Origin of the sequence: Streptomyces sp. NPDC017936, from assembly GCF_044328485.1 — a bacterium.
GTDB lineage: Bacteria > Actinomycetota > Actinomycetes > Streptomycetales > Streptomycetaceae > Streptomyces.
Genome location: NZ_JBIRHK010000003.1, coordinates 636,975 through 650,669, shown reverse-complemented (window position 1 = coordinate 650,669; position 13,695 = coordinate 636,975). Strand labels below are relative to the sequence as shown.

The window sequence follows — 13,695 nt, the reverse complement described above, 5'->3', positions numbered from 1 at the left end:
TCCAGCCAGGCCAGCCACTTGATGTCGCGGTCCTCGAAGATGAAGTCGAGGAAGATCATCAGCAGGAACATGCCACCGAACGCGGCGATCGACGGATGGGCGTCGGTCACCAGCTGCTGGTAGCGGTCCTTGTCGTTCAGCGCGAGGTCGACGGCCTCGATCGGGCCCATCGAGGCGCTGACCGCGACGATGACGACGGGGAAGACCAGCCGCATGCCGAAGACGGCGATCAGGACGCCGACGGTGAGGAAGACCTTCTGCCAGAAGGCACTCATCTTCTTCAGGATTCCGGCGTTGACCACCGCGTTGTCGAACGACAGCGAGATCTCGAGGACGGAGAGGATCGCCACGATGCCGAAGGCGGTCCACCCCCCGTAGAGGACCGCAGCGACAAGACCGAGCGCGGTGACCGCGAACGACCAGCCGAAGGTTTTCAGAAGCACTGGCTACCCAATCCTTGTGTACGGGGCTCCCCCGCGCCGTACTCGGCTTTACTCATTGTTGACCCCGCAGTCTATTCTGCGGTTCCCCGGCCGGACCAGGAGGGGCGACCGGGGAGAAGGGCACAGATCGGGAGCCTCGTGCCCGGCGTCACGACACGTTGACGCCGAAGTCGAGCGCGATGCCCCTCAGCCCCGACGCGTACCCCTGTCCCACCGCGCGGAACTTCCACTCGCCCTGGTAGCGGTAGAGCTCGCCGAAGATCATGGCGGTTTCGGTGGAGGCGTCCTCGCTCAGGTCGTACCGTGCGAGTTCCTGTCCGTCGGCCTGGTTGACGACGCGGATGAAGGCGTTGCTGACCTGGCCGAAGGTCTGGCCGCGCTCGTCGGCCATGTGGATGGAGACGGGGAAGACGATCTTGTCGCACCGGTCGGGCACCCGGGACAGGTCGACCAGGAGCGACTCGTCGTCGCCGTCGCCCTCGCCGGTGAGGTTGTCGCCGGTGTGCTCCACGGAGCCGTCCGGGCTCGTGAGCTGGTTGTAGAAGACGAACCACTCGTCGCCCAGGACCCGCTGGCCGCTGCACAGCAGGGCGCTGGCGTCGAGGTCGAAGGGGGCTCCGGTGGTGGAGCGCGCGTCCCAGCCGAGGCCGACCATCACCTGAGTGAGGTTCGGCGCGACCTTGGACAGGGAGACGTTTCCTCCCTTGGCGAGCGTGACGCCCATGATGCTGGTCCTCCCCTGGGGTCTGGCTTCTTCGGTTGTCGTGCGCGTCCGGCGCCGCCCGTGAACGGTGCGGCGCCGGACCCGGGGGCCGTCCCGGTCAGACGTTGACGCCGAAGTCCTGCGCGATGCCGCGCAGGCCCGAGGCGTACCCCTGGCCGATGGCGCGGAACTTCCACTCCGCGCCGTGGCGGTAGAGCTCGCCGAAGACCATCGCGGTCTCCGTCGAGGCGTCCTCGCTGAGGTCGTAGCGGGCGATCTCGGCGCCGCCGGCCTGGTTGACGACGCGGATGAACGCGTTGCGCACCTGGCCGAAGGACTGCTGGCGGTTCTCGGCGTCGTAGATCGAGACCGGGAAGACGATCTTCTCGACGTCGGCCGGGACCGCCGCGAGGTTCACCTTGATCGCCTCGTCGTCGCCCTCGCCCTCACCGGTGAGGTTGTCGCCGGTGTGCTCGACGGAGCCGTCGGGGCTCTTGAGGTTGTTGAAGAAGACGAAGTGCGCGTCGCTCGCGACCTTGCCGGCGTTGTTCAGCAGCAGCGCGCTCGCGTCCAGGTCGAAGTCGGTGCCCGTCGTGGTGCGGACGTCCCACCCCAGACCGACGATGACCGCGGTCAGGCCGGGGGCCTCCTTGGTCAGCGATACGTTGCCGCCCTTGCTGAGGCTGACTCCCACGAGTCCTCCATTGGTGTCCAGGGGCGGAAGCCCCGTCGTGCGTCGGATATCGGATCAACGAGTCGATCCTAGTGACGGGTTCCCGCCCCTCGCAGGCCCTGCGGCCGAAGAATCACGCGCTGTCGGCAGGGCCCGGACGGCACCCGGGATCAGAGGGCGTCGAGGGCCGAGACGTACGCGTCGAGGTCACGCGCGTCGGGCAGCGCGTTGACGACCGTCCAGCGCACGACGCCCTCCTTGTCGATGACGAAGGTGCCGCGCACCGCGCAGCCCTTGTCCTCGGCGAAGACGCCGTAGGCGCGGGAGACCTCGCCGTGCGGCCAGAAGTCGCTCAGCAGCGGGTACTCCAGGCCCTCCTGCTCGGCGAAGACGCGCAGGGTGTGGATGGAGTCGTTGGAGACGGCGAGCACCTGGGTCTCGCGGTCGGAGAACTTCGGCAGGTTGTCGCGCACCTCGCACAGTTCACCGGTGCACACACCGGTGAAGGCGAAGGGGTAGAAGAGCAGGACGACGTTCTTGCTGCCGCGGAAGTCGGACAGCCTCACGGTGGCGCCGTGGTTGTCCTTGAGCTCGAAGTCGGGGGCCTTGTCGCCGACCTGGATCGCCATCGTCGTGGAACCCTTTCTGGGCTTCGCCTGGACCGTTGCGGCGTCCGGGTGACATCCGGGCACGCCGGAACACAGCCTACGCAGCGGTCGCGGCGCACGCGCGGACGGGCCGACCCGGAAGTCTGCCCGTCCGCGGTGACGGGACCGGGGTTCTACGTCGACGAGGTCACTTCTTGGACTTGGCGGCCTTCGGCGTCACGAGCCGGCTGCCGCTCCAGTCCTTGCCCACGCTGACGCTCTTGCTGGCCGACAGACCCGCCGTCGTCGAGGCTTCAGAGATGTCACTCGGCTCCACGTACCCCGCACGGCCGGTCTTCGGCGTGAGGAGGAGGATCGAGCCGCCTTCTTCGATGTACGTGGTGGCGTCCACCAGCGCATCCGTCAGGTCGCCGTCCTCGTCGCGGAACCACAGCACCACGGCGTCGGCCACGTCGTCGTAGTCCTCGTCCACCAGGTCGCTGCCGATGACTTCCTCGATGGACTCGCGGAGCTCCTGGTCGACGTCGTCGTCGTAGCCGATCTCCTGGACCACCTGCTCGGGCTGGAACCCCAGCCTGACGGCAGGGCTCGTCCGCTCCTCCGCGTGGTCCGCGGTCGCGCTCACGGGTTGCCTCCTGATCATGTTTCGGGAATAACTCAGCCACGCGCGTGCGCGAAGCATTGGCCGTAGTCCACACGGGCGGGACGGATCGCGCAAGTACCCGGCGGTCCAGACCGCCGAAACGGTGACGATCCTGGCCGTGTCGACGCAACTCCAGGCACACGAACCAGGCCGGTGGTGACGTGCACCACACCTATCTGCCCTGTTTGCGCGTTTGGGAACCGTCCGTGGGTACGAGATTCGAACAACCTCCGGTTACCTCCCGGTAGAGGTGACGTTTGCGCCGCCGAGGTACACGATGGGGAACGGTGCAGGCAGACCAGACAACTCAACGAAAAGTAAGGGAACAGCGTGGTTTCCGGATCCGATCGCAACCCGATCATCATTGGCGGCCTTCCCAGTCAGGTTCCTGACTTCGATCCCGAGGAAACCCAGGAGTGGCTCGACTCCCTCGACGCCGCCGTCGACGAGCGCGGCCGGGAGCGGGCCCGCTATCTGATGCTGCGCCTGATCGAGCGGGCCCGCGAGAAGCGCGTGGCCGTGCCCGAGATGCGCAGCACGGACTACGTCAACACCATCCCGACCAAGAGCGAGCCGTTCTTCCCCGGCAACGAGGAGATCGAGCGCAGGATCCTCAACGCCACCCGCTGGAACGCGGCCGTGATGGTCTCGCGCGCCCAGCGGCCGGGCATCGGCGTCGGCGGTCACATCGCCACCTTCGCCTCCTCGGCCTCGCTGTACGACGTCGGCTTCAACCACTTCTTCCGCGGCAAGGACGAGGGGGACGGCGGCGACCAGGTCTTCTTCCAGGGCCACGCCTCACCCGGCATCTACGCGCGCGCGTTCCTGCTCGACCGGCTCGGCGAGCAGAACCTGGACGCGTTCCGCCAGGAGAAGTCGAGGGCGCCGCACGGGCTGTCCAGCTACCCGCACCCACGGCTGATGCCCGACTTCTGGGAGTTCCCGACCGTGTCGATGGGCCTCGGGCCGATCGGCGCGATCTACCAGGCGCGGATGAACCGCTACCTGCAGGCGCGCGGGATCGCCGACACCTCGAAGTCGCACGTGTGGGCCTTCCTCGGGGACGGCGAGATGGACGAGCCGGAGTCGCTCGGCCAGCTGACCATCGCCGCGCGCGAGGGCCTGGACAACCTGACCTTCGTGGTCAACTGCAACCTCCAGCGGCTCGACGGCCCGGTGCGCGGCAACGGCAAGGTGATCCAGGAGCTGGAGTCGGTCTTCCGGGGCGCCGGCTGGAACGTGATCAAGCTCATCTGGGACCGGACCTGGGACCCGCTGCTCGCGCAGGACCGGGACGGCATCCTCGTCAACAAGATGAACATCACGCCGGACGGCCAGTTCCAGACGTACGCCACCGAGACCGGCGCCTACATCCGCGAGCACTTCTTCGGCGACGACCACCGCCTGCGCGCCATGGTCGAGAACATGACCGACGACCAGATCCTGCACCTGGGCCGCGGCGGTCACGACCACCGCAAGATCTACGCGGCCTTCAAGGCGGCCGTCGAGCACAAGGGCCAGCCGACGGTCATCCTCGCCAAGACCGTCAAGGGCTGGACGCTGGGCCCGAACTTCGAGGGCCGCAACGCCACGCACCAGATGAAGAAGCTGACGGTCGCCGACCTCAAGGGCTTCCGCGACCGGCTGCACCTGCCGATCTCCGACAAGGAGCTGGAGTCCGGCCTGCCGCCGTACTACCACCCCGGGCGGGACTCCGAGGAGATCCAGTACATGCACGACCGGCGCAAGGGGCTCGGCGGGTACGTCCCGACGCGTGTCGTGCGCTCCCGCCCGCTCGCCCTGCCGGACGACAAGACGTACGCGACCGTGAAGAAGGGCTCCGGCCAGCAGTCCATCGCCACGACCATGGCGTTCGTCCGGCTGCTCAAGGACCTCATGCGGGACAAGGAGCTCGGCAAGCGGTTCGTCCTGATCGCGCCCGACGAGTACCGCACGTTCGGCATGGACTCGTTCTTCCCGAGTGCGAAGATCTACAACCCGCTGGGCCAGCAGTACGAGTCGGTCGACCGGGAGCTGCTGCTCGCGTACAAGGAGTCGCCGACCGGACAGATGCTGCACGACGGCATCTCCGAGGCGGGCTGCACGGCCTCGCTGATCGCGGCCGGTTCGGCGTACGCCACGCACGGCGAGCCGCTGATCCCGGTGTACGTCTTCTACTCGATGTTCGGTTTCCAGCGCACCGGCGACCAGTTCTGGCAGATGTCGGACCAGCTGGCGCGCGGCTTCGTCCTGGGCGCGACGGCCGGCCGCACGACGCTGACCGGTGAGGGGCTCCAGCACGCGGACGGCCACTCGCAGCTGCTCGCCTCCACCAACCCGGGCTGTGTCGCCTACGACCCGGCGTTCGGCTACGAGATCGCGCACATCGTGCGGGACGGGCTGCGGCGGATGTACGGCGAGACCGCCGACGGCCGGCCGGGCGAGGACGTCTTCTACTACCTCACCGTGTACAACGAGCCCATCCAGCACCCGGCCGAGCCGGAGAACGTGGACGCCGAGGGCATCCTCAGGGGCGTGTACCGCTTCAGCGAGGGCACCGCGGGCGCGATCCCGGCGCAGATCATCGCCTCCGGCGTGGCGGTGCCGTGGGCGGTGGAGGCGCAGCGGATCCTCGCCGAGGAGTGGAACGTCCGCGCCGACGTCTGGTCGGCGACCTCCTGGAACGAGCTGCGGCGCGACGCCGTGGCGTGCGAGGAGCACAACCTGCTGCACCCGGAGGAGGAGCAGCGGGTGCCGTACGTGACGCGCAAGCTCAGCGGGGCCGAGGGGCCGTTCGTGGCCGTCTCCGACTGGATGCGGTCGGTGCCGGACCAGATCGCGCGCTGGGTGCCGGGGCCGTACCAGTCGCTGGGCGCCGACGGCTTCGGCTTCGCGGACACGCGGGGCGCGGCGCGGCGCTACTTCCACATCGACGCGCAGTCGGTGGTCGTGGCGGTGCTGACCGAGCTGGCGAAGGAGGGCAAGATCGACCGGTCGGCGCTGAAGCAGGCCGTCGACCGGTACCGGCTGCTGGACGTCGCGGCGGCGGACCCCGGGACCGCGGGCGGCGACGCCTAGCACGGCGGACCCGGCGCCGCCGGCTCCGGCCGGGCGGCAGGGGGCGGTGAGACCGTGGTCTCACCGCCCCCTGCCGCGGACGGGGTCGGCGGTGCGGGACGATGCGGGCATGGAACGGAGAACGGCACAGGCCCGGTGGGAAGAGCGGACGCAGCGGCCCCTGCTGGCGCTCGCCCTGGTGTTCGCCGTCGCCTACGCCGTGCCGATCGTGGACACCTCGGCCGGCCGGTGGCTGACGACCGCGTGCGCGGTCGTCGAGTGGGTGGTGTGGGCGGCGTTCGCCGCGGACTACGCCGTGCGGCTGGTGCTGGCGGAGGACCGGTGGGTGTTCGTCCGCACGCGCTGGCTGGACCTGTGCGCGGTGCTGCTGCCGCTGGTCCGGCCGCTGAAGCTGCTGCGGCTCGTGTCAACGCTGCTGCTCGTGGGGCAGCGGGCGCGGATGGCCTCACAGATACGGGTGACGACCTACGTCGCGGGGGCCGTCGTCGGGCTGCTGATGTTCGGCTCGCTCGCCGTGCTGTCGGTGGAGCGGGACTCCCCGGACGGGAACATCCGCACGCTGGGTGACGCCCTGTGGTGGGCGTTCACGACGATGACCACCGTGGGGTACGGGGACCACGCGCCGACGACCGGGATGGGGCGGATCATCGCCGTCGGGCTGATGCTCTCCGGGATCGCCCTGCTGGGTGTGGTGACCGCGAACATCGCCGCCTGGTTCATCGAGCGGTTCGAGAAGGACGACGCGGAGGAGCGCGAGCAGACCGAGGCGATCCGCGCGCTCACGGAGGAGGTGCGCGCCCTGCGGGCCGAGGTGGCGGCGCTGCGGCGGCATCCCGCCGAGCGGTGACGCCCGGCGGTCCGCTACAGCAGCCCGTTGCCCGGGCCCGCCGCCCCTGCCAGCCAGATGACCGCCAGGAGCGTGTCGATGGCGCCCAGGACGACGGCGACCAGGGCCGGTACCGGGCGGGGACCCGCCCAGGTGCGGCCCATGGCCAGCCAGCCGCAGACGATCGCCGCCGGGCCGAGGACGATCCCCAGCGCGAAGAAGCCGGCGACCGCGCAGACGAGCCCGATGATCGCGAGCGTCGCGCTGTCCAGCCCGGTCCCTGACCCCATCCGGCCACGTGAGCGGGGGTACCTGCGCGTGCCGTGTCCGAAGCCCGTCATCGTCAACTCCCTTGATCCTGGGGTTGCTTCGATGGTTCGGGTATCCCGTGCCGCGCGTCCCACACCTCCGCGGCCCCGGGCCGCCGGCGCGCTGTCCCCCTCCGGCAGCGCGCCGCAGCCCGGGCCGCCCTGCCATCCGGAGGGCTTGACCCACTGTGACCTGCGGCGCGTGCCGGGGGCGAGGGACCTTGAGCGTTGTCACCCTGACGGGGGAACCGGCTTGACAAACCGTCAGGTCCGGCAGGTGCTCACGGGCCCGTCGGTCGTGGGTCAGATGTGGCCGACGCCCGCGCCCGCCTCCGCGTTCTCACCGCGCTTGGTGAGCAGGGCGACCAGGATCGCCACCACCGCGACACCGGCCGCGACCAGCGACGCGAGGCTCATGCCGGAGATGAACGTGTCGTGGGCGACGTCCGTGATCTTGGCGGCGACCGCCGCCGGGGTGCCCTCGGCGACCGGCGGCACGCCGACCTGGACGGCCTCGGAGGCCTGGTCCAGCTGGGCGGGGGGAAGGTCGGGCAGGCCCGCGTCCTTCCAGTTGGCGGGCAGGTCGCTGTCGACCTTGGAGGCCATCACGGCGCCCAGGACGGCCGTGCCGAGGCTGCCGCCGATCTGCATCGCGGCCTGCTGGAGACCGCCCGCCACACCGGAGAGCTCCATCGGCGCGTTGCCCACGATGACCTCGGTGGCGCCGACCATGACCGGGGCCAGGCCGAGGCCGAGGAGGCCGAACCAGACGGACATGACGGCGCTGCCGGTGTCCGTCTCCAGCGTGGACATGCCGTACATGGCGAGCGCGGTGGCCGTCATGCCGCCGGCCAGCGGGACGCGCGGGCCCAGCTTGGTGATCATCGCGCCCGCGAGCGGCGAGGCGACGATCATCATGCCGGTGAGCGGGAGCAGGTGCAGGCCCGCGTCGACCGGGCTCATGCCGTGCACGTTCTGGAGGTAGAACGTCACGAAGAACAGGCCGCCCATGAAGGCGATGGCCATGAGGACCATCAGCACGACACCGGCCGACAGCGGGACGGAGCGGAAGAGCGCCAGCGGGATCAGCGGCTCCCTGACCTTCGTCTCCCAGAGGGCGAAGAGGAGGAAGCCCACGGCCGACGCGACGATGAACGCCCACGTCTTGCCGTCGCCCCAGCCCCACTCCGGGGCCTTGATGAGGGCCCAGACCAGGCAGAACATGGCCGCCGACAGCAGCGCGATGCCGAGCAGGTCGAAGGAGCGCGGGGCGTTCTCGGCGCGGTGGTCGAGCAGGATCAGCACGCCCAGGACGAGGGCGAGGGCGCCGACCGGCACGTTGATGAAGAACACCGACTGCCAGTTGACGTGCTCGACGAGGACGCCGCCGAGGATCGGGCCGCCGGCGGTGGAGGCGCCGATGACCATGCCCCAGATGCCGATGGCCATGTTGAGCTTCTCGGCGGGGAAGGTCGCGCGCAGCAGACCGAGCGCGGCCGGCATCAGCAGCGCGCCGAACAGGCCCTGGAAGACGCGGAAGGTGACGACGAGCGCGATGCTGTCGGACAGGCCGATCGCGCCGGAGGCGGCGGCGAAGCCGACGACGCCTATCAGGAAGGTCTGGCGGTGGCCGAAGCGGTCACCGAGCTTGCCCGCGGTGATCAGGGAGACCGCGAGGGCGAGGAAGTACGCGTTGGTGATCCACTGCAGCTCGGACAGGCTGGCCTTCAGGTCGTCACCGATGGCCGGGTTGGCGATGGCCACGATGGTGCCGTCGAGCGCCACCATCATCACCCCGACGGCGACGGTGATGAGCGTGAACCACGGGTGGCCGCGCAGCCCCTTGCCCGGCTGCCGGTCCGACGGTGCGAGGGGCGGCTCGTCCCCCGGCCCCTTCGCGTCGATGGTGGTCTGACTAGTCATGCGTTCGAGGCTAGTGACAGCGGCTGACAATTGACAAACGGAATCACAAGTCGGTAACTGACACATTATGGAAACACTGCGTGAGCGCAAGAAGCAGCGCACCCGGTACGCGCTGCTGCGCGCCGCGCTGGAGCTGTTCACCTCGCAGGGGTACGAGCAGACCACGGTCGACGAGATCGCCGAGGCCGTCGACGTCTCGCAGCGCACCTTCTTCCGCTACTTCGCCGGCAAGGAGGAGGCCGCGCTGGCCCTGACGGAGATGACGCTCGCGCGCTTCGTGGAGGCGGTCCGCGACCGCCCGCGCCACGAGGCGCCGATGGAGGCGCTGCGCCAGGCCGTCCTGCACGGCTGGGACTCGATCAGCGAGGTCGTCGAGTCCGTCGCCCCGATCGAGCTGTACCTGCGCATGTACCGGGTGATCGAGTCGACCCCGGTGCTGCTCGCCGCCCACCTGCGGCGCTCGGTGGAGGCCGAGGAGGAGATCGCGCGGGTGCTGGCGCGGCGCGAGGGCCTCGACGTGGACGCCGACCCCCGTCCCCGCGTCGCGGTGGCCCTCTTCGGCGGGGTGATGCGGGTGACGGAACGGCAGTGGAGCCTCAGCGAGGACCGCAGCCTGGCGGGCATCCGCGCGCTGACCTCCCGGTACCTCGACCAGGTCGGGCCGGCCCTGCTGGGCAGCTGGCGCGCCGCCTGAGAACGGCCCCGCACACGGCCCGGAGGATCCCCTACCGTCATCACGCTCATCGAAACGTGATCCCCGTCACTCAGGCCACTCGAGACCTTCCCGTTCTCCTAGTGTGTCCTCCCAGTGACTTCCTTCGACACCTCCCCGCACCTGACCGCGTGGCGCGCGCTGCTCGCGCTGGCCGTGGTGTTCGTGATGCTGGCGACCACCGGCTGGACCGCCGTGCGCCGGCAGCAGGGGACCAGTCCCCTGCGCGCCTCGCTGTCGGCCTGGGAGGACGGCCGGATCGACGGGCGCCGGCTGCCGGACCCGCACACGGCGCCCGCCCGGCTCGCCCGGTTCTTCGCCTCGCTCACCGCACCGCAGCGCGGCGAGCTCGCCGACCGCTACCCGCTGGCCGTCGGCAACATGAACGGCGCCCCCGTCGAGCTGCGCTACCGCGCCAACCGCGTCGCGCTCCGCGAGCAGGCGCAGGCCGAGCGCGCCCGGATGCACGACGCCCGGCTCACGCCGGCCGGACAGTACGAGGCCGGCCGGCGCATGCACCGCTTCGCGTCCATGAGCGCCCCCGACCGCCGGATCCTCGCCTTCGACCCCGAGGGCTCCGGCCGGGCCGCCGAGGTCTTCGGCGACCTCGGCCGGGCCGAGCGGATCTCCGTCGTCGTCCCCGGCGTCGACACCGCGCTGCTCACCTTCCAGCGCACCCACCGCAAGTACTCGGCCCCCGTCGGCATGGCCCGGGCCCTGTACGCGGCCGAGCACGAGGTGAGCCCCGCGACCAGGACGGCGGTGATCGCCTGGGCCGACTACACCTCCCCCGCCGGCCTCGGCATCGACTCGGCCACCGCGATGCGCGCCGAGCGCGGCGCCGTACGGCTCGACGCGCTGCTGCGCGCCCTGCCCGGCGCCGCGCCCGTCTCGCTGTTCTGCCACAGCTACGGCTCGGTGGTGTGCGGCGTCGCCGCGCACCGCCTGCCGCGCCGGGTGGCCGACATAGCCGTGGCCGGCAGCCCCGGCATGCGGGTGGAGAGGGCCGCGCAGCTGCACACCTCCGCCCGGGTGTGGGCGATGCGGGACGCCGACGACTGGGTGCAGGACGTGCCGTACCTGGAGCTGGGGGGCCTCGGACACGGCGCGGACCCGGTGTCGTCCGCGTTCGGCGCGCGGGTGCTGTCGGCGCGGGACGCCGAGGGCCACGGCGGCTACTTCGAGCCCGGCACGGACAGCCTGCGCAACTTCGCGGGCATCGGCACCGGCGCGTACGCGTCGGTGCGGTGCGCCGACGGCGACGGCGCCTGCCGGGCCGGTTTGTCCGACGGGTCGACGGCCGGACGCGCGTAGAGGCGCAGGAATTGCGGCCTGCGCGGGGTGGCGACGAACGAGCGGGTGCCGCATACGATGAGCCGCATGGGTGACGTACTGGCCGGATTTCATGCCGCCTGGGAGTTCGAGTCCGACTCCGTCCTCATCCGCTACGAACGGGGCATGCGCACGCCCAGGCTGTTGGCGGCGCTCGGGGAACGCCGGATCCCGCTGGCGGCGCTCGCGGGGGTGACGCTCGAACCCGGCAGGCGGGGGACCGTGGTGCTGCGGGCCGAGCCGCGGCCCGGGGCCGATCCGCTGATCGAGGCGGCGGCCGGGCAGCTGGAGGAGACGAGCGATCCCTACCGGCTGGTGCTGCCGGCCGAGCGGGAGGTCCTCGCGGAGTACTACGCCGACGAACTGCGGGCGAGGCTCGACGCGCCCGGTCCGGCCGAGCGGTTCCTGGTGGCCGCGCCCCGGGCCCCGCTGTCGTTCAAGGCGTACGACGCGAAGGCGTCCTTCGACGGGCGGACCGTGCGGTTCAGGTGGTCCTGGACGGGGGCGTCCTCGGCGAAGTGGAAGGCCGGCGACCAGAGCTTCCCGGTGGCCGGGCTGAGCGGGGTGGAGTGGCGGTCGCCGGAGGCCTTCGAGGGGCACCTGCGGCTGCTCCGGGGCACCGAGCCGCCCGCGCAGGCCGACCAGGACCCGGCGGCCGTGGTCTTCGGGCTCGGGTACGGGGCGGTGCACGAGTCGCTGCCGTTCGCGGCGGCCGTCCTCGAGGCGGTCCGCTCGCGCGGGACGCCGGCGGTCGTCCCGGCCGCGGCCGTGCCGCGCCGGGACCCCGCCGACGTCGCCGAGCGGATCCGTCACCTCGGGGAACTGCACCGGGCCGGGCTGGTCACCGACGAGGAGTTCTCCGTGAAGAAGGCGGAGCTGCTGGCGGAGCTGTAGTCGCCCGCGCCCGGGTCACTCGCGTCCGGCGGAGGTGAAGGTCATGTCCGCGTAGCGGTCTCCCGCCACCTTCTGCGCGAGGGGCTCCAGCAGGGCCAGCTCCTCCTCCGTCAGCTCGATGCCCACGGCGCGCGCGTTCTCCTCGGCCCGGCCCGGCTTGCGGGTGCCCGGGATCGGCACGACCGGCAGGCCGTGCCGGCGGGCCTGCTGCTGGACCCAGGCCAGGGCGATCTGGGCCGGCGTCGCGGCATGGGCGTCGGCCACCGTGCGGACCGGCTCCAGCAGGGCGGCGTTCGCGACCGCGTTCCCGCCCGTGAAGCGGGGCTGCTGACGGCGGAAGTCCCCGGCGGTGAGGTCCCGGTCGGCGTCCGTGAAGGATCCGGTGAGGAAGCCGCGGCCGAGGGGCGAGTACGGGACGAGGGCGACGCCCAGTTCGCGGGCGGCCGGGACCACCCGGTCCTCGATGTCCCGGCTGAACAGCGACCACTCCGACTGCACCGCGGCGACGGGGTGGACGGCATGCGCCGCACGCAGCTCCGCGGCCGTCACCTCGCTCAGGCCCAGGTGCTTGACCTTGCCCTCGCGCACCAGGTCGGCCATCACGCCGACCGTCTCCTCGATCGGCACCCGCGGGTCGCGCCGGTGCATGTAGTACAGGTCGATGACGTCGACGTCCAGGCGCCGCAGGCTCGCCTCGACGGCCTCGCGGACGTACGGGGCGTCGTTGCGTATGACGCGCCGGGTCGGGTCGTCCGGCGGGATCGACAGGGCGAACTTGGTGGCGATCACCACCTCGTCGCGGTGCGCCTTGAAGAACGGGGAGAGGAAGCGCTCGTTCTCGCCGGCGCCGTACGCGTCCGCCGTGTCGTAGAGGGTGACGCCCAGCTCCAGGGCCCGTTCCAGGGTGGCCCGGGACTCGCCGGCGTCGGAGGGGCCGTAGGCGAAGCTCATGCCCATGCAGCCGAGGCCCTGGACACCCACCTCGGGGCCGTCGTCGCCGAGTCGTGCCGTCGGGATCCTGCGGTCGGTCATCGGGTCCTCTCCGCTTCGAAGGTGCGGACGCGCGCCGCGTCCGAGTAGAACGTGATCTTCCGGTCGAGCACGGCGAGCGTGTCGTGGAGTTCGGCGATCCGGGCCCGGACGTCCCGGCGGGTCGCCTCCAGCAGCTCGTACCGCTCGCCGTACGTGCTGTCGCCCTCGCGGACCAGCTCGGCGTACCGGACCATGTCGGCGACCGGCATGCCGGTCAGCCGCAGCTTGCCGACGAGGTCGAGCCAGTCCAGGTCGCGGTTGCTGTAGCGGCGCTGGCCGGTGTGCGAGCGGTCGACGTGGGCCATCAGCCCGATCCGCTCGTACCAGCGCAGGGTGTGTGCCGTCAGGCCGGTGAAGGCGACCACCTCGCTGATCGTGTAGCGGTCCTGCCCGTCGGGGCGTGGATGCCGCCGTGGCGGGGCGGAGCAGACGTCTGCGGGGTTCGGGGCCTGCTCGGTGGTCACGGGCGTGGTCTGCAACACCGTCATGGGCTCCACGCTAGGACCTTGGAGCGCACTCC

General features: G+C 71.1%; 14 protein-coding genes. 5 read left to right on the top strand and 9 right to left on the bottom strand.

What is annotated here, in order from left to right; translation table 11 throughout:
• The 5 genes from ACH4F6_RS09480 to ACH4F6_RS09460 form a co-directional block, all read right to left on the bottom strand.
• Nucleotides 1-443: DUF475 domain-containing protein (locus ACH4F6_RS09480; protein ID WP_397959318.1), on the bottom strand; the 443-nt coding region annotated here is incomplete at its 3' end.
• A gap of 148 nt (nucleotides 444-591) precedes the next feature.
• A complete protein-coding gene (locus ACH4F6_RS09475) occupies nucleotides 592-1,167 on the bottom strand; it encodes a TerD family protein (RefSeq protein ID WP_397959317.1) in 576 nt (191 codons plus the stop codon).
• A 97-nt stretch (nucleotides 1,168-1,264) separates the two neighbouring features.
• Nucleotides 1,265-1,840 carry a calcium homeostasis/redox stress adaptation protein gene (locus tag ACH4F6_RS09470; RefSeq protein ID WP_397959316.1) on the bottom strand — a complete coding sequence of 192 codons (576 nt, stop codon included), beginning with the start codon at nucleotides 1,838-1,840 and terminating at the stop codon, nucleotides 1,265-1,267.
• Nucleotides 1,841-1,989: 149 nt separating this feature from the next.
• The gene (locus ACH4F6_RS09465) at nucleotides 1,990-2,448 is read right to left on the bottom strand and encodes a peroxiredoxin (protein ID WP_397959315.1); all 459 of its coding nucleotides are present in this window, start codon (nucleotides 2,446-2,448) and stop codon (nucleotides 1,990-1,992) included.
• 166 nt (nucleotides 2,449-2,614) lie between these two features.
• Complete coding sequence (locus ACH4F6_RS09460) at nucleotides 2,615-3,052, bottom strand: DUF3052 domain-containing protein (RefSeq protein ID WP_397959314.1); 438 nt, start codon at nucleotides 3,050-3,052, stop codon at nucleotides 2,615-2,617.
• Nucleotides 3,053-3,400: 348 nt separating this feature from the next.
• Between ACH4F6_RS09460 and aceE the strand changes: the two genes are divergently transcribed.
• Both aceE and ACH4F6_RS09450 read left to right on the top strand, forming a co-directional pair.
• Nucleotides 3,401-6,148 carry a pyruvate dehydrogenase (acetyl-transferring), homodimeric type gene (aceE, locus tag ACH4F6_RS09455; RefSeq protein ID WP_397959313.1) on the top strand — a complete coding sequence of 916 codons (2,748 nt, stop codon included), beginning with the start codon at nucleotides 3,401-3,403 and terminating at the stop codon, nucleotides 6,146-6,148.
• Nucleotides 6,149-6,257: 109 nt separating this feature from the next.
• A complete protein-coding gene (locus ACH4F6_RS09450) occupies nucleotides 6,258-6,995 on the top strand; it encodes a potassium channel family protein (protein WP_397959312.1) in 738 nt (245 codons plus the stop codon).
• A 14-nt stretch (nucleotides 6,996-7,009) separates the two neighbouring features.
• Here the strand turns inward: ACH4F6_RS09450 and ACH4F6_RS09445 are convergent, their stop codons facing one another.
• Both ACH4F6_RS09445 and ACH4F6_RS09440 read right to left on the bottom strand, forming a co-directional pair.
• Nucleotides 7,010-7,315, bottom strand: a complete 306-nt coding sequence (locus ACH4F6_RS09445; protein ID WP_397959311.1) for a small hydrophobic protein — start codon at nucleotides 7,313-7,315, stop codon at nucleotides 7,010-7,012.
• 270 nt (nucleotides 7,316-7,585) lie between these two features.
• Nucleotides 7,586-9,205 (bottom strand): MFS transporter, encoded by a 1,620-nt coding sequence (locus tag ACH4F6_RS09440; RefSeq protein ID WP_397959310.1) that lies wholly within the window; start codon nucleotides 9,203-9,205, stop codon nucleotides 7,586-7,588.
• A 67-nt stretch (nucleotides 9,206-9,272) separates the two neighbouring features.
• Between ACH4F6_RS09440 and ACH4F6_RS09435 the strand changes: the two genes are divergently transcribed.
• The 3 genes from ACH4F6_RS09435 (at nucleotide 9,273) to ACH4F6_RS09425 (ending at nucleotide 12,143) form a co-directional block, all read left to right on the top strand.
• Nucleotides 9,273-9,899, top strand: coding sequence for a TetR family transcriptional regulator (locus tag ACH4F6_RS09435; protein ID WP_397959309.1), 627 nt, complete (start codon nucleotides 9,273-9,275; stop codon nucleotides 9,897-9,899).
• Nucleotides 9,900-10,013: 114 nt separating this feature from the next.
• A complete protein-coding gene (locus ACH4F6_RS09430) occupies nucleotides 10,014-11,231 on the top strand; it encodes an alpha/beta hydrolase (RefSeq protein WP_397959308.1) in 1,218 nt (405 codons plus the stop codon).
• Nucleotides 11,232-11,288: 57 nt separating this feature from the next.
• Nucleotides 11,289-12,143: a DUF4429 domain-containing protein gene (locus tag ACH4F6_RS09425; protein ID WP_397959307.1), complete on the top strand. Its 855-nt coding sequence runs from the start codon at nucleotides 11,289-11,291 to the stop codon at nucleotides 12,141-12,143.
• Nucleotides 12,144-12,158: 15 nt separating this feature from the next.
• Here ACH4F6_RS09425 and ACH4F6_RS09420 read toward each other — a convergent pair whose 3' ends face one another.
• Both ACH4F6_RS09420 and ACH4F6_RS09415 read right to left on the bottom strand, forming a co-directional pair.
• Nucleotides 12,159-13,175 carry an aldo/keto reductase gene (locus ACH4F6_RS09420; RefSeq protein WP_397959306.1) on the bottom strand — a complete coding sequence of 339 codons (1,017 nt, stop codon included), beginning with the start codon at nucleotides 13,173-13,175 and terminating at the stop codon, nucleotides 12,159-12,161.
• Complete coding sequence (locus ACH4F6_RS09415) at nucleotides 13,172-13,663, bottom strand: MerR family transcriptional regulator (protein WP_397959305.1); 492 nt, start codon at nucleotides 13,661-13,663, stop codon at nucleotides 13,172-13,174. Before ACH4F6_RS09415 ends, ACH4F6_RS09420 begins: the two co-directional genes overlap by 4 nt.
• Between the last annotated feature and the right edge of the window lie 32 nt (nucleotides 13,664-13,695).